Raw genomic sequence first — 24,020 nt, forward strand, 5'->3', positions numbered from 1 at the left:
AAAAATGATTTTTAGTAATCCTGAATATTGTATTGCTTCAGCTTATTATAGAGAGTTTTCCTGTCAATTTCCAACAATTCTGCTGCTTTCGATTTATTGTATCTACTTGCTTCCAAAGCATTTAGAATCGCCTCTTTTTCCGCCTCTTCAGAAGCCGCCTTCAGTGTAAGATTTTCCTCTTTGGATTCGTCTGATCCAGATTGGGAAGGAGTTCTGCTCGCATGGATGATTTCATCCGGCAAGGCACTAGGCTGTACCGCATCCCCGGTGGTCAGCAATACGGCCCTTTTCACCACATTATTGAGTTCTCTGAGATTCCCGTACCATTGATAGTTCAGAAAATGGTTTACAACCTCCTCGGAAAACGTTTGAACATTCTTTTTTAAAGATTGATTGGAAAGATTCAAGAAGTGTTCTGCAAAGGTCATAATGTCATTTTTTCGTTCGCGAAGAGGCAAAAGATTGATTTTAAATTCATTGATCCTGTGGTAAAGATCTTCTCTAAATTCTCCTTCTTTAATTGCTTCCGTTAGGTTTTCATTCGTTGCAGCAATAATCCTCACATCGATATCAATATCCTTTTGTCCACCGATTCTCTTGATTTTTCTTTCCTGAATGACTCGGAGAAGTTTGACCTGATTTTCGTAGCTCAAATTCCCAATCTCATCTAGAAATATGGTTCCCCCGTTTGCCAACTCAAAGCTACCTGGCTTATCAGATATGGCCCCTGTAAATGAGCCTTTCATGTGCCCAAACAATTCAGATCCTGCCAACTCTTTAGGCAAAGCTCCACAATCAATAGCAATAAAGGGCTTTCCGGCACGGTCACTTTTTTGATGAATGGAATTGGAAACAAACTCCTTCCCGGTTCCTGTCTCACCAATTACTAACACAGACATATCAGTGGGACCGATCAAATCAATATGCTCCAACACTTTCAATGAAGCCTTGCTCGATCCATGAATGAATTTTGAGGTAGCTGGAGCTTCTTGTTTCTTTTCTGATTTTACAGGAGTTTTTCCTGCTCGGATATCATTCTTTTCCTGATTCTTTTGAATGGTTTCTTTTACTGTGACTAAAAGCTCATCAGGATAAAGAGGCTTGGTTACATAATCATTTGCTCCATATCTAAAAGTCTCGACAGCTGTCTGAACATCACTGTATCCTGTGATGATAATTACGGCAGCACTTGGGCTCAATACCTTTATTCTTTGCAATGCATCTACTCCAGTCATATCTGGAAGTCTGTAATCACAGAGTATCAAATCATACTCATTGGAGCGAAGAAGTTTCAATCCATCTTCAGCTTTGTATGCTACATCAACTTCATAATTTGATTTCTTCAAAAAATTGGACAAAACCTTACAAAGGTCCTGGTCATCGTCTATTACTAAAATCTTCTGGCTCATAGGTTCGCTGGATTATTACTCAATTTAAATACTGTCAAGGATCTCGGCTACTTTTTTCTTAGTGAATGGTTTGGGTAGAAAAAAATCTGCTCCTTGTTCTATTACTTTTTTCCTTTCGGAATCATAGGCACTGATTACAATTACTTTTTGGTTTTTCGGATACCCTTTGATAAAATCCAACATTTCAAACCCACTTCCGTCAGTAAGGTTTAGATCCAAGAAAATTATTTCATAGTTATTTTCCCGAAACTTCACTTTAGCCTCCCTTATTGTATTTACAAATTCATTGGGAACTCCCATAGATCTCAGCTGAATTGAAAGAAGGGAACACAAATCAACTTCATCATCTATTATTAGTGCATTCATCTTTAAAATTCCTCCATCTCCATCCCTGTCGTGTGAATATCATGCCATATCGATCCTGCTCGGTTAGGCCATTTCCTGTGAAAGAATGTGGAAAAAAATTCCCAAAAAACTGTAGAAAATTTTCTACACACATCAAATTAAACTAGTCTTTTAATTCATTATTTTAGATATTAAACAACTACTACTATCACAATTTTAAAACCATGAAAAAACTATTCTTTAGCCTAGCTTTCATTCTAACTGTGAGCTATTCATTTGCTCAGGAAATTGAAAAAGCACCTGTTATTAAGCTTTTGGAAGCTATGAACATTGACCAGACCATGTCACAAACCATAGACGCAATAGCCAAAACTCCGGCCTATGCGGCTATGGACATTCCTCAGGAAGTTTGGGATGAATTCAAAAAGGAGTTCAATTCCCATAACTTAATGGATCAGCTCGCTCCTATTTACGCCAAATATTACACCGAAGAAGAAATCATTCAATTAACAGAGTTCTACGAATCCCCAATCGGTCAAAAAACTATCCAAGTCACGCCCCAACTGATGGGAGAAAGCATGACCGTTGGCCAAAAAATAGGGGCTGATGTCATGAAAAAAGTAATTGAAAAACTTGATAAACTAGGGTATTCCAGATCTTCTTAAAAAAAAAGAAAGAGACTGGCTTTTAAAGCAAATTGATTTAAAATAACCTTTCAACTCCGATTCGTAAGGTCGAATGTAGTATTTATTGAAAAACCTTATATCTGATTTTACTTCTCCGTCCTTTTTCCTGTAGGTGAAAAAGGACCAAAAAACCCACCGCTGTCCATTTTTGGGTTAAAATCAATTTCCTCCCCACACGTCGGCAAACTCCTCAATTTTGCATAAAACCTAGACTAAACTTGAAATTTAAGGAAGCAAAATTTTCGTCAAACAAGCCTCCTAATTTCAACCCTCACAATTGATTTCTTAACACCCAAAACTGGAAGGCGGGGCCAGACTAAATTCAATATTCTTGTCTCAAATTAAAGTCATCTTTTTTCCAGTAGTCGGAAATTTTTAAGTGACTTCAAATGGATCATTTGCTTTGAAGTGGCTGGTGACGGATTGAGGTCAATAAGCGTTAAGAAAATCGGCAAGTTCCGAACTTGTTCGGAAATCCGGCGATTTTTAGCGTTTGACCCAATCTGGCAGAAAATGTCCGCAGGCATTTTCAAGCCAATTCAGGCAAAAGACTTTGGGGGACTTTTGGTCTTTCAAAAGTCCCATAATCAAAAAATCGAAGGATATTTTTTGAGTTTGTACCTAGAAAGCAGAAGGCTTAGAATGACTAAATTTTAGCGATTGAATTAATTTTTTTTATAAACTCCAAGTTTTTCCTACATCAGAAAGTGGAATACATCCTTGGTAGGGTCCAGGAATAGGATCATAGCTCAAAACGTTTTTCCCAATTTCTTCAGAACTGAAATAGGACCAAAGAACAGAGGATTTCAAGCCTCTATAATAGCCAACTGGCTCCTGAGGGCCAACTGCAGATCCCCAAACTCCTTTCGGGAATTTCGCTGTATTCGCTTCATGATCTCTGAAACAAGCGGCTTTATCTTCAGCACTTAATTCAGCAAAGACTTTCCCATACTTAGACTTACAGTCATTGTTGAATTTTTCAATTTCAGCAATCACATTCTTTTGGCCAGCCTCATCATAAGTCCTAGCATAGATTCGGTCGATGAAAATATCAGATTTCACATCCAAGCCTCCCGGAGTGTCAGTTTTCGGAAGTAGAAAATCCACGAAAGAGGAAATAAACTTTGCCTGATCTTCATCCAAAAACTCAGGTGTCCAGGTCAATCTATCTTGCTTTGCACATGACTGAAGGATACTGAGCAATGTAGGTGCACCAGCGGCAGCACCTAGTGCCATTGCTGATTTTTTGAGTGCTTCTCTTCTATTCATGGCTTAGAGATTTTGTTTTTTAAGTTCTGAAACGGCATGATTTGCAGCTCTGGCTGTCAAGGCCATGTAGGTCAAGGACGGATTCACACAAGAAGATGAGGTCATACAAGCTCCATCTGTTACAAATACATTTTCACATCCATGAACCTGATTGGTTCCATTCAAAACAGACGTCTTAGGGTCTTTACCCATTCTTGCCGTTCCCATTTCATGGATTCCATAACCCATTTCATGCTTGTTATCGAAATCAATAATGTCCTTCAATCCTGCTTTTTCCAGCATTTCTCGGGCATCAATTCGAATCTGCTTATTTAGCTCCAATTCATTTGGTCCCCACTCAGCATCTACACTCAAGGTAGGCTGCCCCCACTTATCCAATACATCCTTATTGAGATATACCTTGTTTTCATGACTTGGAAGGCATTCGGCAAATCCTGTGATAAAGAATTCCCAAGATCCAGGCGTCATCAATCCGTCCTTGAAATCACCTCCAAAGGATTCTTGATTGCTTCCGGCTCCCCATCCGTTTCGATAGCCTCCTCCTTGGAAACCATAACCACGAACAAACTTATCACTTTGAGGACCGCCTTTAAGGTTCACATATCTAGGAATGTAAATTCCATTTGGACGACGGCCTTTGTAATATTGATCTTCAAAACCATCCACTGTTCCCATGGCTCCGATTCTATAGGTATGATCCATCAGGTTATGACCTAGTTCACCGGAATCATTTCCAAGACCTTCTGGGAATCTATTGGAAGTAGAATTCATCAAAATCTGAGTAGTACTCAAGGTTGATGCATTCACAAAAATGATTTTTGCTTTGTACTCAATATCCTCTCCAGTCTCAGAGTCAATGATTCTTACTCCAGAGGCCTTTCCTTTTTGTTCATCGTAGATCACTGACTGAACAATTGAATAAGGGCGGATAGTCAAATTACCTGTGGCATTAGCTGCAGGCAAAGTCACAGCATTACTGGAGAAATAAGCTCCATAAGGACATCCGCGATCACAACGGTTTCTGGATTGACATTGACCACGGCCATTATGAGGTTGAGTCAAGTGAGCTACTCGACCGATGATCATATTACGACCCGGGAAATCCTTTTCTATTCTGGATTTGATTTGTTTCTCCACACAGTTTAGCTCCATGGGAGGTAGAAAGTGTGAATCTGGTAATTGTGGCAGTCCCAAAGCTTCTCCACTAATTCCTGCAAATTTCTCCACATGGCTATACCAAGGCTCAATATCCTTGTATCGAATCGGCCAATCTACTCCATTTCCGTCTTTAGCATTCGCTTCAAAATCCAAGTCAGACCAACGGTAGGTTTGCTTTCCCCATAATAGAGAACGACCTCCCATTTGATGGGCACGAACCCACATAAATGGTTTTACTTCTGTATATGGATTTTCAAGGTCATTGGCATGAAAATGCTCATTGAAAGCACCAATAAAGCCAGATCTACCACCTTGGGGGTGTTTTGCTCTTTGCTCTGGAGTCAAGCTTCCTCGCAATTCATGATCCCAAGGATCCAAATTCATGGTTGGGTAGTCCACGACATGCTCCACGATCCTTCCTCTTTCAAGGACAAGCGTTTTGAGTCCAGCTTCGCAAAGCTCTTTTGCAGCCCAACCACCACTGATTCCCGACCCGATTACTATCGCGTCATAAGTGAGGTCTTTATCTGCATCAATATTAAAGTTGGCCATTTGTAATAGGTTTATTAGAGTCTTAATATTACTAATATTTAGCTAAATCCGAGGAAGAAAATTAGGAATCTGAGTTTTACTCAAGGGAAAAATTATAAAAATTACTACCTCCGCATAGACCTTTTATTTGATGCAAAGGTTTTCTTCATGATAATGCTGCCATTAATTAATTAAAAAACGAATGAGACCATTTTTATTTCTCTTGCTTCTCACTTTTTCCTGTGCTCAAAAGCCTGAATTGAGCAAAACGGTATCTAAGGCAGTCATGGAGGAGATTTATAAAGAGATCAAAACGCCCTTCAAATATGGTGTCGTTTTTCAGCATCCAGACAGTACCAAAATGGTGGATTCCCCAACGATTTTCAGAGAAAATAATCAATGGTACATGACCTATATCGTATTTGACGGTCAGGGTTATGAAACTTGGATGGCTGAAAGTGAAGACTTACTTCACTGGGAATCATTGGGTAAAATTCTTCCCTTTACAGAAGGAACTTGGGATGAAAACCAAAAAGCAGGATATCCAGCCTTGATCAATACTTCTTGGGAAGGAGATTATAATTGGGAGAAATTCGATGATAGCTATTGGATGACTTATCTGGGAGGTAGTTCTTCAGGATATGAAGCTGGAACTTTGAAAATCGGATTAGCCAATAACTCGGATTTATCAAATCTAGTAAGCTGGGACACTTCTAATGAGCCACTACTTTCACCAGAAGATCGAGATGTAAGATGGTTTGAAAATAAAACCATTTACAAGAGTCATGTGATTCGAGACGAAGAAAAATTGACGGGGTACCCCTTTGTCATGTATTACAATGCAAAAGGCGATACAGCGGATTATGAAAGTATCGGCATGGCAGTCTCAAATGATTTGAAAAATTGGAAACGATTTGGAGAAAATCCAGTGATTACGAAAAACCAAGGGATTTGCGGCGATGCTCAAATAGTCAAGATCGATAATCTGTACATCATGTTTTACTTTGGAGCATTTTGGAAACCGGGAGCATTTGAGCGGTTTGCATGCTCTTATGATTTAGTCAATTGGACAGTTTGGGAAGGTCCCGATTTGATAGCGCCTTCAGAGCCTTTTGACCAACAATATGCCCACAAACCCTGGGTAATCAAGTGGGAAGGCACAGTTTATCATTTTTACAATGCTGTTGGGGATCAAGGAAGAGTCATCGCTTTAGCGACTTCCAGAGATTTGAAAAAATAGAAGTTACTTATCTCAATCATACCGACTCCAGAGAACCGTTCTGCCAAACATCGAAACACCAACATATCCCCGAACTTCCAAAGTATCATCACCCTTTAGCTTCATCACGCATGAGTAAGTTTTTCCACTTTTGGGGTCATAGATAGTACCATCCTCCCAAACCCCATCTTCGTAGGTGAAGCCCTCCAATAAAGGAAGTCCCAGAATCGGCCGAGAAGACAAAGACTCATCTGGATTATTGGAATCAACAACTGGCTTTCCGTTTTCGTTTGGATCTTGAAGCCAAACTATTTTGCCAAAAAACTCATTTCCCGATTTGTAGATTTCAATTCTTCCGTCTTTTTCCGTATTGAGCCAAGTCCCAATTATTGCGTCTTCGCTTTGAGCGATGGATAGGGAAGAAATGCTCATAAAAAGTGCTATAAAGCCAAAAGTGATTTTATTCAGGTTTTTCATAATTCTGCTTCTTCTCATGAAAAGAACGGAGATTAAAATGCATTGTTTTTAAAATCAGCTTAAAAAATAACTCGAATAAACTCAAAGCTCTTGCCTTCCCTTCATTTTTGGTCTATTTTCCAAGCATGAAAAATACCACCCTCCTTCTAGCCTTTTGTGTACTTTCCACAATCACTTTTGCCCAGCAAAAGCTAAATAAAGATGAAAAAAAGCTCCTAGAGCTTGTTGATAAAAACTACCAAGAAACTGTAGCGCTTTTAGAAGAAGTCATCAATATCAATTCAGGCTCTTTAAATAAAGAAGGGGTTCGAGCTGTAGGTGATGTTTTCGCTCGGGAATTTGAAAAGATTGGATTTGAAACTGAATGGGTGGATGTACCTGCCGAAGTGAATCGTGCCGGTCATTTCGTAGCAACCAGAAAAGGAAGCAAGGGAAAGAAAATATTTATCATAGGCCATTTGGACACGGTTTTTGAAAAAGACATGCCTTTCACTCCATTCACTTGGCTTAATGATTCCACGGCCACGGGTCAAGGCGCCAATGATATGAAAGGAGGCGATGTTTTGGCTTTTGCAAGCTTGAAAGCTTTGGACGAATTGGGCCTTTTGGATGAAAGAACCATTACCGTCTATTTCAATGGTGACGAGGAAAGCTCAGGTGATGAGGAGATCTCAAGAAAGGATTTTATAGACCGGGCAAAAGAGCACGATGTAGCATTAGCGTATGAAACTGCCCAAGGCTTTGGAACAGTTACAGTTGCAAGAAGAGGATCAAGTGGATGGACTCTGAAAACTTCTGGAAAGCAATCTCATTCAAGTGGAGTTTTTAGAGAAAATGTAGGCTATGGGGCCATTTATGAAGCAGCTAGAATCTTGGATGAATTCCGCGAGGAATTGGCAGGTGAGCAGTACTTAACTTTCAATCCAGGGCAATTTATCGGTGGCTCCGATATTTCATACGATCCAGTTTCTGGAAAAGGAGAAGCATTGGGTAAAACCAATATTGTATCCCGAGAAGCGATGGTAACTGGGGATTTGAGATTTTTGGGAGAAGAACAGAAAGAAGCAGCGAGAGAAAAAATGAAGGTGATCGTAGCGAGACATCTCAATCAAACCAATGCTGAAATCATTTTTGAAGATGGACTTCCATCCATGAAGCCATCGGAAGGAAACTATGAAATGGCCAAGTTCCTCAATACGGTAAGTTTGGATATGGGAATGGGAGAAGTAAAACCTGGTGATCCCGGAAGTCGAGGAGCTGGAGATATTTCATTCGTAGCAGAATTTATGGACTGCCTGGATGGACTGGGAGCGTCTGGCTCAGGAGCTCATGCGCCTGGAGAAACTATCAACATGAAACAATACCCAGATTTGATCAAAAGAAGCACCATCCTACTTTACAGATTGACCAGATAAATTAATTTGATTCCTTAGCTCGACCCGAAGGACATCAATTCATTTTTAAAGAATTCCGCTTCATGAAATCCAACAAAGCGAATATCTACCACGTATTCACCCGTCTTTTTGGGAATACCAATACTACCAATAAGCCTTGGGGAACCAAAGAGGAAAATGGAGTGGGTAAATTCAATGATTTCACGGATTTAGCTTTGGAGGAAATCAAAAAACTTGGAATAACTCACATTTGGTACACTGGGGTTCCGCATCATGGAATAATCGGTGATTTCCCAGAAATCGGGGTCGAGTCCGATGATCCGGACATTATCAAAGGGCGAGCAGGATCACCCTATGCCGTTCGGGATTATTATCAAGTTAATCCTGATTTGGCAGTGGATGTGACCAAAAGAATGGAGGAATATGAGGCATTGATCGCCCGAACCCATAATCATCGTATGAAGGTGATCATGGACATCGTTCCGAATCATATTTCCCGTCATTATGTAGGGAAAAACAATCCGGAAGGAGTTGAGGATTTCGGAGTGGATGACGATAATACTGTTGAATTTGACCGAAACAATAACTTTTATTATATCCCGGGAGAAGCTTTTCAGGTTCCTGATCCCAGAAACAATTACCGACCATTAGGAGGAGAAAAACACGCATTGTCTGATGGGAAATTTGATGAATTCCCAGCAAAATGGACAGGAAATGGTTCGCGATTGGCTAAGCCTGATTTTGACGATTGGTATGAAACAGTCAAGATCAATTATGGAGTCAGACCAGATGGTTCCAAGGATTTTGATGAATTGCCCGAAGATTCCAAAAACTGGGATTGGAAAAGACATTTTGAGTTTTGGCAAAACAAAGATGTACCGGATTCATGGAAGAAATATAGAGATATTGCATTGTTCTGGTTAGGAAAAAAGGTGGATGGTTTTCGATTTGATATGGCTGAAATGGTCCCGGTGGAATTCTGGTCCTACCTCAATTCCCATATTAAAAACAGAAATCCAGATGCATTTTTAGTAGCCGAAGTTTACAATCCTGGTCTCTACAGAGATTTCATTTTCAAAGGAAAAATGGACTATCTCTACGACAAAGTTGAGCTCTATGACACCCTGAAACATATCATGTATGGCTATGGCTCTACCGATGATCTTCCTTTGATTTTTGAAAGACAAAAAGACATCGCTCATCATATGCTTCATTTCTTGGAGAATCACGATGAGCAGCGGATTGCAAGCCCAGAATTTGCATTAAATCCCTGGAAAGCCTTACCCGCCATGGTTGTTTCAGCAACTGTTTCCACTTCTCCCACGATGATTTATTTCGGGCAGGAAGTCGGAGAACCCGCGGCTGAAAAAGCAGGTTTCGGCGATCCGAGCAGAACTTCCATTTTTGACTATATTGGCGTTCCTCAACATCAAAAATGGATGAATGGAGGAAAGTTCGACGGTGGTCAATTGACTGACAATGAAAAGGCGCTTCGCAACTATTATTCTGAGATCTTGAATTTTACGCTGGACAATGAAGCGCTTTCTGGGGAATATGCAGATTTGCATTCTTTTAATCGAATACAAAATCAGGCCTATGGCAGCAAACAATATGCTTTTGCCCGATGGAGTGAAAATCAAAAACTGATAATTGTAACCAATTTTGACGAACATCATTGGGTCAATACCAAATTACAATTATCGCCTTTTGTGTTTGAAGCTTGGAATCTGGAAATCGGTGAACGAGAAATCTCGGAGGTAATGTTTGGCAAAAAGAAAACGACCTTGTGTGTTTTTGAATCCTTTGTTGAAATTGATTTGGAATTGGGCCCTTGGGAGTCTGCGGTTTTTGAGGTCAAATAAGTTCAGAGTTCCTCCAGCTCAAATCTTGATTTTACTCTTCTATTATTTCTAAATACCTGGCCATCCAGTAAGGCCAAAGCCAAAAGACAGGCTCTCTGACCTGGTAAGGATTCCCCTGAATGGCTGCCCATGGATTTTTATCCCATCTGACAGTTGCACGAATTGCCGGAGGAGGCAATTCCGAGATTTGAAGCTCTTCCAAAATAGGCTCATGAACCAAGTCCACATCTTCTCTTACTGTATGATCTATTCTCCAATCAATCAAATCCAGTGGAGTTTCTCTTAAAAAACTAATTGTTTGCTCGACATTCACTTTTTGGCCAGTTGCCAGACTGTAAGCCAGATTATTGATCAGATTCTCTCCATATTTTTGCTCCTCAATCCATTCATCAGCAAGATCCCTGTAGAACTTTTTGATCTCTGAATCTTGCTCATATTTAAGCAGCATTGGAAAAATATAGCCTTCCATGGTCAAGTCGAAATAGATCTTCCAAGCTGGATTTTTATGATTCAGGTCAGCTGAATTCTTTAAATAGCCTTCTTCATCGATCAGTTTTCGATAGACTTTTTCATACTTTTCGTCACCGGTAATAGCTCCAGTGAATTTCAGAAAAGCCAACAGTTCCAAAGAATTCAAACTCCTTTCGGAAGACCAATCAGGGTTTCTATTGAGTTCCTCTGGAGACCATACACCCCAACGGGTATGGGTCCCATCGATATCGATAAAGTTGAAATCATTTCGAATCAAGGCATCCATTAATTTCGACACATGAGCTCGGATCTTCACTTTATCCTCCTCAGTCGCTGCATATTCATAGAAATAGAAATAACTCATAAAATGACCGACCATCTCGTCACTACTAGTATCTCCTTTCCAAAGCCAATTCCCATCTTCCGACTTTCTCCACCTTACCTCCACAGGCTTGTAGCGTGGATCATTGACCAAGGACTCCGCTAATTGACGATCCGTATAGCTTCGATTTGGATCATGAAGTTCAGTCCAATCAGCGGGAACAATAGTTCTGGCAAAAACGCCATCAATTCCTGTCACCTCATACAAAAGGCTTAAGAAGCCGAAAGCTTTTCTAGCCTTCTCTAATGCATCAGGGTCTTTGGTTACTGCATAGCGAAAACTCTCCATCACCAAATAACCTCCAGTGTATTCCCCATCATTATCATCATCTGAGTTTTTCCAAGTAGAAATATCCCCAGGAACTTCCAATCTCAAAACACCACAAATCCATGGATCCCGGATATGCTTATCCATCAATTCACTGTAGAAATAGCTTTCTTTTTCCTTCAAAGTCATTTCGGTTTTTGAAATCTTACTGACTCCATTCTGAGTTGCTATCCAGGCATTTCCATCAGCATCAAAAGCAATTTGATTCACCGCATCATCAGTCAACCAGCGGCGGCTGAAAAGTAAAGAATGTGAACCATCTGGATAATATCGAACAACCCCTACTTGTGTTCCAACCCACATGACCCCATCTGGTGAAGAGGAAACAGTATTAGTATAGATGGTAGAAAGCCCTTCCTTTGGACTTAAGGTCTTGACAAGTTTATGATTTTCGCGAATGGAAACACCTCCCAAACCTGCTACCCAAATTTGACCTTCAGGAGACATGGCAAGCCCTTTTGCATAGCTGGAAATCAATTCATCGGTGCTTTGAAATAATTGAAGTCCCTGTGCTCCCTGAAAATAGAGTCCGGCGTCTGTGGCGATCCACAAATCCCCTGATTCATCAAGGATAGCATCCCGAATTGACATGGCAACATCTAGACCTTCCTTTAACCAAACAGCATTTTCTTCTTTCCAGACACCATTGGGCCCTAGCACATATGAATTGGTAGCATTTGAAGTCAAAACAGAGATGGGGGCTTTAGGTCCCTCCTGTTTAGAAATCTCACCATGATCATATTTATAGAGTCCATCCCAAGCGCCGAGTAATACTTCTCCACTTTCCAAAATCTCTACCGCATATCCCGGTCCTCGGTTTCCACCTGAAATTATCGGTTCCCATATTTTTGAACCCGACTTTTTAAGGAAAAAACCACCCTTTGTGGCTATCCAAACATCTCCTTCTTGGCTAACAACGATATCTCTGACTTCATTATCTGCTTCATCTTCACTGATGAAAAAAGCCTCATGAGTCTCTTGGATAAAAGGCTCATCTTTGACAGTATACATCTCCGATTTTTCAATTTCTTGAGGCTTCGAACAGGAAAAAATGAATAAAAAAAAGAAGAGGAAAATTGAGAACAGTTTATTCATTTAGATAGATTGAATCAATTAAAACATTTTGCTAAAACACTCTATTTAAAATACTTACATCTTAACCTGATGGACTAGATGAGCTTAAGACAAAAAATGGAAAGTTTACCATTTATTATGAAACTTGATCATACACCTGAAATTGAGCAGGAAAGTCCTTTTGCTTAAAATTCTTATCTTTTTCAAAACCCCTGACCTATGAATTTTCTTTTTTCGATCTTACTATTTTTATTAATTGGTGGCATAGAACCGACCAATCCATCCAAGCAGCCAAATATTCTGTTTCTGATCGCCGATGACTGGTCTTACCCTCACGCTGGGATTTATGGTGATCCAGTTGTTCGTACACCGACTTTTGATAGGCTAGCCGATGAAGGTGCGCTTTTTATCCATGCATTTACAGCTTCACCATCCTGCTCACCTTCTAGAGCAAGTATACTGACAGGTCGATATCCCCATGAAAATGAAAGCGGAGGAAATCTCTGGCCGGAGTGGCCGGCTCAGTACCCGACCTATGTGAGTTTATTAGAAAAAGCTGGCTATTTCACGGGTTCTACGAGAAAAGGATGGGGGCCGGGTGATTTCAAAGTATCAGGTTTGGAAAATAATCCTGCCGGAAAAAGCTATTCTGATTTTGAAACTTTTTTGGAAGAAAGACCAGAAGGCGCACCTTTTACTTTTTGGTTTGGAAGCACAGATCCTCATCGAGAGTATGTGGCAAATACGGGAATCCAAACAGGGATGAAACTCGAAGATGTGATTGTCCCGGGATTCTTTCCGGACAATCCATGTGTAAGAAATGATATTCTGGATTACTTTTTTGAAATTGAAAGATTTGATAGAGAATCCGGTCAATTGATCAAAAAACTGGAAGAAATTGGTGAGCTTGACAATACCATTATTGTCATGACCAGTGACAATGGAATGCCTTTCCCAAGAGCTAAAGCCACCATTTATGACTATGGCACGAGAATGCCTTTGGCTATTCGCTGGCCGGAAAAAGTAAATCCGGGAACCGTCGTTTCAGACTTTGTCAATTTTGTGGATTTCGCGCCTAGCTTCTTGGAAGCCGCAGGGCTAACTCCATTGAATATGAGTGGTCAATCACTTTGGGCACTTTTAGCGGGGGAAAAACAAAATCGAAAACAAGTATTCTTGGAACGAGAACGACATGCAAATGTCAGGAAAGGCGATTTGAGCTACCCAATGCGCGGAGTTAGGGATGAGAAATTTCTTTATATATGGAACCCTATGCCTGAAAGAGATCCAGCAGGAAATCCTACCGTGCATCAATCCGTTGGTCAATATGGGGATGTGGATCATTCGATCACGAAATTTATCATAATGGCCATGGAAGAAAGTGCTGAGTCTGGCAAGCCTGATTATTTTGATTTAGCATTTGGAGCAAGAACGGAGGAAGAGCTATATGATGTCCAAAAAGATCCATATCAACTCAATAACTTGGCTGGGGACCCTGCTTTTTCAGAAACAAAAAACAAACTGCGAGCTCAGCTATTGACATGGATGGAAGAGACAAATGATCCTCGGTTTGAAAACCCTAGGTCCACCTATTGGGATGAATTAAGGTATACACCAAACTATCAAATGGAAGATATCGATTGGGAAAAGAAAATCTTCGAATACAAAATATTCCCACCATTCGGGCCATATACAAGGGAAGGAATTCCTTGTATTGTGATAGAAAAATAAATTCACCACTTTTTCCAAACTCGAAATAGAGGAGTTGGAAGAAATTCCTCAATTTTGAACTCGAATTTTAACCATCTATGCCCCGAAAGAAAAAGTCAAATTCTTGGTTAGGAGTCATCCTTTTGATTTTCATTGTTGCTGTCGGTTCAGCCATCCTTGTTTTACAGTTTAACAAGGAGCTGAGATACCGATTAGAAACCTATTTGATTTCAGCACCAGACTTGACCGAAGAACTCAAAGTTGAGCATGCATTTCGAAATTTTCCCGGAGGGATTCTAGGAATTGATGTTTCAGAATATCAGGGCAAAATCAATTTCCGCGGACTACAATTGCAATTGGAAGAACATCCCATCCAGTTTGTTTTCATTCGCGCCTCAATGGGAGATGATGGTGTTGATGGTAAGTTCAGACAGAATTGGGAAGGCTTTGGAAAACTTCCTGTCAAAAGAGGCGCCTATCATTACTATCGCCCGAATGAAAACAGTGCCCGACAAGCCGAAAACTTTATCAAAACCACCCAGCTCAAATCCGGTGACTTGATTCCTGTATTGGATATTGAAAAGCATAGTACGATTCAATCCAAAGACCGGTTAAGAGAAGGGTTGAAAAATTGGCTAAAAATCGTCGAAGAACATTACGGAGTAAAGCCAATAATTTACACAGGAGATCGCTTTTTCTGGGAAGTTTTACACAATCAGGGATTTGATCGATATCCTATTTGGGTTGCGAATTACAATATGATCCGCGAACCACAAACAAACGGTTGGCTGATCTGGCAGTTTTCAGAAAAAGGCAAATTGGCTGGAATCAAAGAAAAGATCGATTTAAACATCTGGCGAGGGGACCAAACCGATTTGGAGCAAATGCTATTGCCTTAAATCAATCCAACTTTAAAAAATTAATCACCGCTTCATCCCCTTGTAAAGCATGCGATGGGATAGGATGGGTTGCATCAAATACTCGCAATTGATCTGCGGTCAGGATAGTCACGAAACTTTCATCATACCCATTTTTATAAGGGACTCTGCCCGGATTGATGTCTAGATAGTGGCCGAAGAAATTATAGGCCGCCGTCCGCTTATTGTAGCCATAATCATGTCTTTCACTTGGCAAGTGCACATTATCAGCTTTGCTTTCAGCTCCGTAAGTAGCATAGACCCGCTGAATGTATGGAAACTCAATTCTAGGTGTATTCTTAGTCCAATCTCCACCATCAGAAATCAATAACATCGGTCTTGGAGCTGCCAAAGCTGCAATCTCCACATTGTTGGTTTGGTGATGGTTGCTTTTATGAATAGGCATACCGCTTTCGCAAACACATCCTCCAAAGAAATAAGCTGAAACCATCACAGTAGGAACTGAAACGGTAATTCTTGGATCCAAAGCCGTGATCAAGAAAGACTGCGTTCCGCCTCCCGAACCACCTGTTACACCAATTTGAGTAGGATCCACATCATCTCGTGAAGTCAAGTAATCCAAAACCCGAATGGAATTATAAGTTTGAATGGTCAAAGCGATAGGCATCTTATGATTGATTTGCTTGGAATCTGCGTACCCCACCATATCATAGACAAAAACCACTGCGCCCATTCGTGCCAAAACCGCAGCTCTATGTTGGACATCCTCCCAAAAACGCTTGTCCTCTCCATGTCCATGTGGACTCAGAATTGCTGGACTTTTCTGAAAGGGTTCTTTTTTCAATGGCCTATAAATATTCCCAGTGATAAAAAATCCCGGAAAGCTTTCTATGGCAATATTCTCCACGATATAGCCATCCATTTCTCTCGTACTATGAATAATTGGATTAAACTCTTGTGTCCTTTCAGGCATTTGCTCCAACTTCATCCCTTTGATGATTCCTTCCCGAATCATATCCGCTCTTTTTTCCCAATCATCCTGTGTGGTCCAGGCACTTGCCCATTGTTTCATAAAGGCGTTTGCTTCGTCCTCTTCCCAATGTGCGCCTTGGCAAAGCATTGATTCCTGTGCAATAGCTAGATTTGAAATCAAAAAAATCAGAAATATGAAGGTTGATTCGATCAAGGTTTTCATAAAAGTTTTGGTTTATTGAACAATGAGAGAAATTTCGCTGGCTTCATAGCCTATTCGTTGAGCATTTACATATAGAGAGTCTCCGGCATTCCATTCGAATGGCTGACTGTAGACTTCCCAAGAGTCATTTTTGGATTTTCTATAACCAAATAGAGTACTTGGAGTTGCTGATTTTAGACTAATCTTGCCATCTTGGAAGCTTACTTCAGGTGTAGCAGTAGCTGGAGCTGTTTCTTGTCCTCCCCACCAGTCATTGACCATTTCGACTTCATTTAAGGCGCCCTTGTCCCCATATTTGATCATCCAATCTTCAAGGGCCATACGCATCTCCACCAGTTTATCCTGGTAATCCGAATTACCAACCAAATTGACAAATTCATAAGGGTCAGATTGAGTATCATACAACTCCTCCTCAGGTTTTGTAGCATCAAACCAGCGGTCTTGTTCTGGAGTCAATTGGCCTTTTTCATGCAAATCCAATAAATGAAGCATCAATGGATTCTGAAGTCTATATCTGATGTTTTGATAATTCGGTTTTTCAGGCATAAAGTTCTTGATGTACTTGAATCTTCCATCAGAAACTGCCCTCACTCTATCATATTCCGAATCCATTCTATCCCGAGCACCATAAACATATTTTCTTGGAGCAGCTTTTTGAGCTCCCAAAAAAGCTTGCCCTTGCATGGTTTCAGGGATTTGAACTCCTGCCAAAGACAACAAAGTCGGACCAAAATCCACAAAGCTCACAAGCTCATCTGTAGTAGTTCCCGCTTCCAAAAATGGAGCTTTTACGTAAAGAGGCACTTTTAGACCTCTGTCATACATTTCCCTTTTGTAATAAGGCATCCCATCCCCGTGATCTGAATAGAAGAAAATGATGGTATTATCATACAAACCATCTTCTTTGAGCTGTGCTATCACTTCTCCTACCTGCATATCCATTCTCATCACATTGGTGATAAACCTCGCCAAGGTCCTTCTTGTCAAAGAATCATCCGGATAAACTGGTGGAACTGTCACATCCTTTGGATCTACGAGCAGCTCTTCATTTTCTCTTGACCAAACTTGGGATTCATGAGAAATGGTAAAATTGAAAATGGAGAAAAAGGGCTGATTGGGATCTTTTCTATTTCTCCAGTGAGCATTTCTTCCACTTTCATCCCACATCATCACAGGAGTTTTGAATTGATAATCTTCTTTGGAATTATTTGAAACATAATATCCCGCTTGTCGAAGGTAGATGGGGTAAGGATACATTTCCTCAGGTAAAACGATCGAATAATTCTTATAACCAGGCGGGTATACATCTTTCGCTGCAGCAGACATCCCTGTAGTGCGCATGTGCATCGCTCCAATGGAAGTCTGATAGGCTCCTGTGATCAAAGCCGCCCTACTTGGAGCGCAAACACCAGCTGTAGAATAGGCATTGTCATATTGAAGTGACTCCGCTGCTAATTCATTTAAAAAAGGAGTCTTCCCTCCTGTCCCACCGTAGGTTTCCAAGTGCTCTGGAGACATATCCTCACAAACTATCCAAACAATATTCGGACGATCAGGATATACAATAGTTTCTTGCTTTTCTTCTTGCTTCTCCTGACATGCAAAAGTGAAAAAACTGATACACAGAAGATAAAAAATATTCAACAGGTTAAATCGGGACATATTAGTGCAGATAGGGTTAAAATCAGACTTATTCAGAATAAACGAAATGATCCGCATTAAAATAACAAATATTGTTTTACTGAACCATCCTGCTTAACTTCAATTTTACACAAAACCCTTAATATTCTATGGCCCCATCGGATAAACTCAACCGACGCGCATTTTTATCCTCAGCAGCCACTTTTGCTGCCTCCTTTACAATCGTTCCATCTAATGTCATTGCTGGATTAGGCAAAATCCCTCCATCCGATCAGTTGACTGTAGCAAATATTGGTTGCGGCACTCAAGGTTTACGCGAAATGGGAGGTCTTTTGCAAAACCCAAAAGTCAGAGTTGTGGCAGTTTGTGATTCCAATAAATTTTCCACCGATTATATTGATTGGTCTCCTTACGGAATTAGAAATTCAATCCGTCAAACTATAGGCGATGATACTTGGTGGGAAGGAAAACCGGGAATCCCAGGAGGAAGAGATGTGGGGCAAGAATATGTAGAAAAATATTATGCGAAAAATAGTCCTTCTGGCTCATACAAGGGATGTAAGAGTTATGAAGATTTCCGTGAGCTATTGAGTCAGGAATCAGGAATTGATGCGGTAAAAATCATGACTCCAGATCATACTCATGCACCAATTGCAATAGCTGCGATGAATCAAAAAATGCATGTGGTAACTCACAAACCCATCTCAAACAGACTTCTGGAAGGAAGGAAAGTTATTGACAAAGCAAATTCAAGTGGAGTTGTAACTCATTTGCTTGCGTGGTCGGATCGACCGGAATATAGACAGATCAAAGCCTGGATGGACGCAGGTCTGATTGGAGAACTGAAAGAAATTCACAATTGGTCCTATAGACCTGTTTGGCAGCAATGGACCAAAAGACCAAGTCCTCCTATGTCGGTTCCAGAGGGATTCAATTGGGATCTTTGGCTAGGGCCTGTTCCTGATATGCCATACCATAAAAACTACACGCACAATGTCTTTAGAGGATGGTATGAATTCGGAGGTGGTTCGGTCGCTGATATGGGACATTATAGCCTATTCCCATTATTCGAAACCTTGGGAATTACAAAAAGTCCAGTTTCTGCTAGAGCATTTGGAACTACCACTCGTGAAGAGGTGGACCAAGTCTACCAGTGGGTGAAAAATGATGTTGCTTTCCCGGCAAGCTGCACTATTAAATGGAAATTTCCTGCTCAAGAAAAATTGCCAGAATTCGATCTTTACTGGTATGACGGAGGAATGAAACCTTTCGCTCCTGAGGAATTGGAGATGGATGGAAAAGACACACCTGAAGAAGGTCTTATGCTAGTAGGAACGAAAGGAAAAATCTTGGGAGGATTCCGTGGAGAGGACCCCGTATTACTTCCAGAATCAAAAATGATGGCAGGCAGAGATTCAGAAAGGATCAATTCCAGGGAAGTGGAAAGAAAAACTGATTCTTGGGTAGAATCCATGCTGGAAAACAAGCAGACACCGGGAAGCTTTACAAGAGCAACCTGTATCACGGACACCATCAACTTGGGGGCGATCGCATTACGCGCAGGTAAAAAAGTGGACTTTGATGCCAACCTGATCAAAATCATGAACGATGAGGAAGCAAATCAATATCTTACTAGAGAATATAGATCCGGCTGGGAAATTTGACCAGCTGACTGAATACCAAGTTTTTTACAGTGAAATATTTAACAAAAAACCAATATGACAAACCGTAGAACTTTTATCAAAACTGCAGGGCTGGCTTCTGCTGCCTTAGGCATGGGATTGCCCTCTCTTTCTCTTGCAGAAAGAAAAGCTGACCCGATTTTCAAGATTTCATTAGCGGAATGGTCTCTCAATCGATCACTGAGAGCTGGTAAATTAGATCATTTGGATTTTGCTCTTGAAGCAAAAAAGAGAAATATAGACGCGGTAGAATATGTGAATCAGTTCTTCATGGATAAGGCTCAGGACAAAGCCTACCTACAAGAGATGAAAACCCGAACTGATGGAGAAGGAATCACTAATGTTCTGATTATGATCGACAGTGAAGGTCAACTGGGAGCTGCCAAACCAGAAGAAAGACAGCAAACTGTCGAAAACCATAAGAAGTGGGTGGAAGCTGCAAAATTTTTGGGATGTCACTCGATTCGAGTCAATGCATACACGGCTGTACCTTTCAGCCAAGATCCAAAAATCCAACAAGAAGCAATCGATGTTTGCAGTTCCACATTGAGAAGAATCTGTGAATTTGCAGATGATTTTGACATCAATGTGATCATAGAAAATCATGGAGGATACTCTTCCAATGGAGGATGGTTAGCTGAATTGATCAAGCAAACTGCCCATCGCAGAGCCGGAACTTTACCGGATTTCGGGAATTTCAGAATGCATACCGAAGGAGATAAAATCTTGAGCTATGATTCCTATCGAGGTGTTGATGAAATGATGCCATTTGCTAAAGGAGTAAGTTTGAAACCTACTGTTTGGGATGACAATGGCAACCTGCATCCATTGGACTATACAAGAATGATGAAATTGGTTTTAGCTCATGATTACCACGGTTATGTAGGGATAGAGCATGGTGAAGAAGGAAGAGAATGGGAAAGCATCGAAGAGATCCGGAGAGATTTGGATGATGTCCGAAGAACCTTGGAAAACGAAGCATAAAAGCTTATGAAAACAGAGTTTTTTCAATCCGTCCCAGTCTTACCTTCTCAGGATATTTCCAGAGATTTGGAATGGTATGAGAGAACTCTGGGTTTCAAAAAGATTTTCGGCGATCATATGTACGCTGGAATCCACCTTGAAAATATTGAACTCCACCTGCAGTGGCATGCAGATACTCCTGAGGATCCCTTGCTAGGAGGATCTGTTGTCAGAATCTTTTTAAAAAACATTCATCCTTATTTCGAATCCTTGGTTGCCAAAGGGGTAATGGAAGCAGATAAGCTTCGAATGAACACTCCTTGGGGTACGCACGAATTTGGTCTTTACGACCTCAATACCAACGCAATTTTCTTTGTCGAAGACATTTAAAAACAACCTTATGAAAAGACTTTTTCTCCAACTGATTATCCTGATGTCCCTTTCCAATTTTTCATTTGGACAAACCACCAACAAGCAATTCCAAGAACTAGAATCCGTACTTGAAGAAGTGAGGACATCCATGAATGCTCCGGGATTTGCTATCGCAATTGTCGATAAGGATCAGATTCTTTATGCAAAAGGTTTTGGCTATAAAGACCTTGAAAATGAAGTTCCCGTGACGGAAAACACACTTTTTGCGATTGGTTCAGTATCCAAATCATTCACCTCGTCAGTATTGGGAGTTTTGAGAGAGGAGGATAAAATTGATTTCGACGAAAGACCGGGAAAATACATTCCTGAACTCCGATTTATGGAGCCTTGGATGAACGAGCAAATCATCGTCAAGGACTTGATGTCTCATCGTACCGGTTTGCCAAGACATGACCTTTCCTGGTTTATGTTTCCTACGAATTCGAAAGAAGAACTGATTAAAAGAATTGAGTTCCAAAAGCCATTTACAGGTCTCAGACAAAAGTGGTATTACAATAATTGGATGTTTTTTCTCCAGGGAGAAATCGGAAGAAGACTGACTGGACAAAACTGGGAAGACAATGTGAAAACCATGTTTTTGGATAAACTGGGCATGTCCAGAAGTAATTTCAATATCCCAGATTTAGAAAAAGATGCAGACCATTCTTTCGGGTATTCGACGGATGGAGAAGGTGTCAATACCAAAATGGACTATTACGACATCGCAGCGATGAGTCCAGCTGGCTCTATCAATTCCAGCGTTTCTGAAATGTCTAATTGGCTGATCACCTGGATCAATGGAGGAAAATTTAAAGAAGAACAAGTCATCCCAGAAGACTATGTCAAGGAAGCGATCAGTTCTCAAATGGTTGTATCCTCTGGCATTCCATCCAAAGAACATCCGGACGCGCAATTTTCAAATTATGGATACGGATGGTTTCTATCCTCCTATCGAGGACACTACCGCGTAGAGCACGGTGGAAATATTGATGGATTCTCCGCTTCAGCATCATTTTTCCCGACAGACAGTGTTGGGATTATGGTTTTGACCAATCAAAATGGATCTTCTATTCCAGGCCTTGTTCGAAATATTGTCGCAGATAAAATCTTGGGATTGGAAGACGGTAAATGGCTAGAGGAAGCCATCGAGCAAAAAGAGAAAAACAAAGAAGCTCAAGCCAAGGCCAAAGCTTCAGCAGACTCCGCCAAAGTTTCCGGCACCAAACCTTCTCATATTTTAGCTGAGTATACTGGGAGTTATAGCAACCCCGGCTATGGTGAAATGGAAATTGAATTGATCAACGATACGCTTTTCGTACAAACTGGTCTCCTTCAGGCGTTTTTGGAGCATGACAATTATGACTTGTTTAATGCTTATATGATTTACCAAGGCAAACCCAATAAGGATATGCCGATCAAGTTCCAGTTTGAGTCAAACATGGCGGGAGATATTTCCCAGTTAAATGCTGGTTTTGAACCGGCTTTGGAGGCGATTGAATTCAAGCGAACCCCGAAACCTGTGGACGTTTCAGAGGATGATTTGAAAAAATACGAAGGAGCCTATCTCTTGATGGGAGTTCAGGAGGTCAAGATCTACATCAAAGATGGTAAGTTGTACGCTTTTGTGCCCGGACAACCAGAATACGAGCAAATCCCTTTGGGAAATCACGAGTTTAATTTCAAAACCCTGGAAGGTTTCAAAATCAAGTTCGAAGAAAAAGATGGAGAAATCACTGCCGTAAACTTCATCCAGCCCAATGGGACTTTTAGGGGGGAACGAAAAAAGGAGTAAGGTTTAACTACTCCTCACATTTCCTTTTTAGCTCTCGATTCATGGCCTCAAAGCCTTTGATGGTGTTTTCCAAATTGAAGAGGCCGACCAAAACCCCTTGGAATAACTCCGATTGCTTGAATGTTGTCGAACCATCCTCATTCTCCAGCAACTCAAAAGTATGTGTGCCATCGAATAAACCATTGAATAAAAACTTGCCCTTCCACTGAAGAATTTTATTTTCCTCAAATTGAAGAACTTTGGGTTTGAAAGTCATTGGAGAAGAATCGACTGGTTGGATCTCAGCCCTTATATTTTCACCAACTTTCAAATTCCCTTCAAGTTTTTTGATGAAGGAGTTCCAGTTCGGATATTCATGAGTTTGAGTGAGAACTTTCCAAACTTGGCTTACTGGAGCTTGAATCTCTATTTCGGTTTTGATTTCTTTTGTCATGATCTATAAGGTTTTAGACAAAAGTAGGCGGACGCCAAATCAATTCTCTTGACAAAAATCAAGCATTTTCATGAAGCCGCTTTCTTACCCTGCTGAAGGTTTCGGGAGTCATTCCCAAAAGGGAAGCCAGATACTGGAGGGGAACTTGGTTGAACAATTCCTTATTCTGCTCAAAGTAAATTTTATATCGCTCCTCCGCACTCAAGGACAAATGGGAGAACACCCGGTCTTCCAGCATCGCAAAACACTTGGCGATAAAACCACTTTCAATCTCCTTCCATTTCGGAAATTCAGCTGTCAATTTGATGTAATTCTCCTTGTCAATCGTCAACAGCGACACCTCTCCCAAGGCTTGGATATTCCATCTAGATGGCTGATTAAAGAAGAAACCGGATATCTCAGTGACAAAATAACCGGGAGTAGAAATCCACTGTGTAATTTCCTTGCCGTCAGCTAAAGAATAGATTCTTAATAATCCTGAATTAATCAAGCTCAGACGATTGCAAGTCTTCCCTTCTTTGGCAAAAAAATCCTTATTGGCTAAGTCTTCTTCATGAAAAAAAGAACGAAGATATTCTAACTCTCCTTCCGAAAGAGTGCCAAACGTAGCCTGAATGCTTTCCTTAAATTTTTCCACATGACAGTTTAAGAAAAATTATTCGAATACTGCCATCTGGAGCTACTCAAGATTTTTAATTTCGAGAAATGGAT

At 40.7% G+C, this 24,020-nt stretch carries 20 protein-coding genes; 10 read left to right on the plus strand and 10 right to left on the minus strand.

The genetic code is table 11. The features are described 5' to 3' along the window. Positions 1-11: 11 nt before the first annotated feature. Both BUF13_RS06980 and BUF13_RS06985 read right to left on the minus strand, forming a co-directional pair. A complete protein-coding gene (locus BUF13_RS06980) occupies positions 12-1,409 on the minus strand; it encodes a sigma-54-dependent transcriptional regulator (RefSeq protein WP_073571062.1) in 1,398 nt (465 codons plus the stop codon). Between the two features lie 24 nt (positions 1,410-1,433). Further along, positions 1,434-1,775: a response regulator gene (locus BUF13_RS06985; protein ID WP_073571063.1), complete on the minus strand. Its 342-nt coding sequence runs from the start codon at positions 1,773-1,775 to the stop codon at positions 1,434-1,436. A 203-nt stretch (positions 1,776-1,978) separates the two neighbouring features. Here BUF13_RS06985 and BUF13_RS06990 point away from each other — a divergent pair, with 203 nt between their 5' ends. After that, the gene (locus BUF13_RS06990) at positions 1,979-2,419 is read left to right on the plus strand and encodes a DUF2059 domain-containing protein (RefSeq protein ID WP_073571064.1); all 441 of its coding nucleotides are present in this window, start codon (positions 1,979-1,981) and stop codon (positions 2,417-2,419) included. A gap of 696 nt (positions 2,420-3,115) precedes the next feature. Here the strand turns inward: BUF13_RS06990 and BUF13_RS06995 are convergent. Then, positions 3,116-3,709 carry a gluconate 2-dehydrogenase subunit 3 family protein gene (locus BUF13_RS06995; RefSeq protein WP_073571065.1) on the minus strand — a complete coding sequence of 198 codons (594 nt, stop codon included), beginning with the start codon at positions 3,707-3,709 and terminating at the stop codon, positions 3,116-3,118. A 3-nt stretch (positions 3,710-3,712) separates the two neighbouring features. Then, positions 3,713-5,419, minus strand: coding sequence for a GMC oxidoreductase (locus BUF13_RS07000; protein WP_073571066.1), 1,707 nt, complete (start codon positions 5,417-5,419; stop codon positions 3,713-3,715). Between the two features lie 181 nt (positions 5,420-5,600). Here BUF13_RS07000 and BUF13_RS07005 point away from each other — a divergent pair, with 181 nt between their 5' ends. After that, positions 5,601-6,638, plus strand: coding sequence for a glycoside hydrolase family protein (locus BUF13_RS07005; RefSeq protein WP_073571067.1), 1,038 nt, complete (start codon positions 5,601-5,603; stop codon positions 6,636-6,638). Between the two features lie 12 nt (positions 6,639-6,650). Here BUF13_RS07005 and BUF13_RS07010 read toward each other — a convergent pair whose 3' ends face one another. Continuing rightward, positions 6,651-7,112, minus strand: coding sequence for a DUF2147 domain-containing protein (locus BUF13_RS07010; protein ID WP_243839722.1), 462 nt, complete (start codon positions 7,110-7,112; stop codon positions 6,651-6,653). Positions 7,113-7,219: 107 nt separating this feature from the next. On the opposite strand from BUF13_RS07010, the gene BUF13_RS07015 reads away from it, so the two are divergent. Beyond that, positions 7,220-8,509 carry a M20/M25/M40 family metallo-hydrolase gene (locus tag BUF13_RS07015; RefSeq protein WP_073571068.1) on the plus strand — a complete coding sequence of 430 codons (1,290 nt, stop codon included), beginning with the start codon at positions 7,220-7,222 and terminating at the stop codon, positions 8,507-8,509. A 62-nt stretch (positions 8,510-8,571) separates the two neighbouring features. Beyond that, on the plus strand, positions 8,572-10,350 hold the full coding sequence (locus BUF13_RS07020; protein WP_073571069.1) for an alpha-amylase family protein: 1,779 nt from the start codon (positions 8,572-8,574) through the stop codon (positions 10,348-10,350). Between the two features lie 31 nt (positions 10,351-10,381). On the opposite strand, the gene BUF13_RS07025 is transcribed toward BUF13_RS07020, so the two are convergent. After that, positions 10,382-12,541 (minus strand): ligand-binding sensor domain-containing protein, encoded by a 2,160-nt coding sequence (locus BUF13_RS07025; protein ID WP_134204396.1) that lies wholly within the window; start codon positions 12,539-12,541, stop codon positions 10,382-10,384. Between the two features lie 282 nt (positions 12,542-12,823). On the opposite strand from BUF13_RS07025, the gene BUF13_RS07030 reads away from it, so the two are divergent. Both BUF13_RS07030 and BUF13_RS07035 read left to right on the plus strand, forming a co-directional pair. Then, positions 12,824-14,335 carry a sulfatase family protein gene (locus tag BUF13_RS07030; protein ID WP_073571071.1) on the plus strand — a complete coding sequence of 504 codons (1,512 nt, stop codon included), beginning with the start codon at positions 12,824-12,826 and terminating at the stop codon, positions 14,333-14,335. Between the two features lie 77 nt (positions 14,336-14,412). Further along, a complete protein-coding gene (locus tag BUF13_RS07035; RefSeq protein WP_073571072.1) occupies positions 14,413-15,213 on the plus strand; it encodes a GH25 family lysozyme in 801 nt (266 codons plus the stop codon). Position 15,214: 1 nt separating this feature from the next. Here the strand turns inward: BUF13_RS07035 and BUF13_RS07040 are convergent, their stop codons facing one another. Beyond that, positions 15,215-16,387: an alpha/beta hydrolase gene (locus BUF13_RS07040; RefSeq protein WP_073571073.1), complete on the minus strand. Its 1,173-nt coding sequence runs from the start codon at positions 16,385-16,387 to the stop codon at positions 15,215-15,217. Positions 16,388-16,399: 12 nt separating this feature from the next. Beyond that, a complete protein-coding gene (locus BUF13_RS07045; RefSeq protein ID WP_073571074.1) occupies positions 16,400-18,049 on the minus strand; it encodes a sulfatase family protein in 1,650 nt (549 codons plus the stop codon). A 128-nt stretch (positions 18,050-18,177) separates the two neighbouring features. Between BUF13_RS07045 and BUF13_RS07050 the strand changes: the two genes are divergently transcribed. Genes BUF13_RS07050 through BUF13_RS07065 form a run of 4 tightly spaced genes read left to right on the plus strand, consistent with a single transcriptional unit; the run spans position 18,178 to position 22,876 of the window. Then, positions 18,178-19,692, plus strand: a complete 1,515-nt coding sequence (locus BUF13_RS07050; protein WP_073571075.1) for a Gfo/Idh/MocA family oxidoreductase — start codon at positions 18,178-18,180, stop codon at positions 19,690-19,692. A gap of 54 nt (positions 19,693-19,746) precedes the next feature. After that, a complete protein-coding gene (locus BUF13_RS07055; RefSeq protein ID WP_073571076.1) occupies positions 19,747-20,694 on the plus strand; it encodes a TIM barrel protein in 948 nt (315 codons plus the stop codon). A 6-nt stretch (positions 20,695-20,700) separates the two neighbouring features. Further along, the gene (locus tag BUF13_RS07060) at positions 20,701-21,063 is read left to right on the plus strand and encodes a VOC family protein (protein WP_073571077.1); all 363 of its coding nucleotides are present in this window, start codon (positions 20,701-20,703) and stop codon (positions 21,061-21,063) included. 10 nt (positions 21,064-21,073) lie between these two features. Next, positions 21,074-22,876: a serine hydrolase gene (locus tag BUF13_RS07065; protein ID WP_073571078.1), complete on the plus strand. Its 1,803-nt coding sequence runs from the start codon at positions 21,074-21,076 to the stop codon at positions 22,874-22,876. A 7-nt stretch (positions 22,877-22,883) separates the two neighbouring features. On the opposite strand, the gene BUF13_RS07070 is transcribed toward BUF13_RS07065, so the two are convergent. Further along, positions 22,884-23,309 (minus strand): SRPBCC domain-containing protein, encoded by a 426-nt coding sequence (locus BUF13_RS07070; RefSeq protein ID WP_073571079.1) that lies wholly within the window; start codon positions 23,307-23,309, stop codon positions 22,884-22,886. Positions 23,310-23,367: 58 nt separating this feature from the next. Continuing rightward, a complete protein-coding gene (locus BUF13_RS07075) occupies positions 23,368-23,946 on the minus strand; it encodes a Crp/Fnr family transcriptional regulator (RefSeq protein ID WP_073571080.1) in 579 nt (192 codons plus the stop codon). Positions 23,947-24,020: the final 74 nt, after the last annotated feature.

Origin of the sequence: Algoriphagus zhangzhouensis (assembly GCF_900148515.1) — a bacterium.
In the GTDB taxonomy this organism is placed as follows: domain Bacteria; phylum Bacteroidota; class Bacteroidia; order Cytophagales; family Cyclobacteriaceae; genus Algoriphagus; species Algoriphagus zhangzhouensis.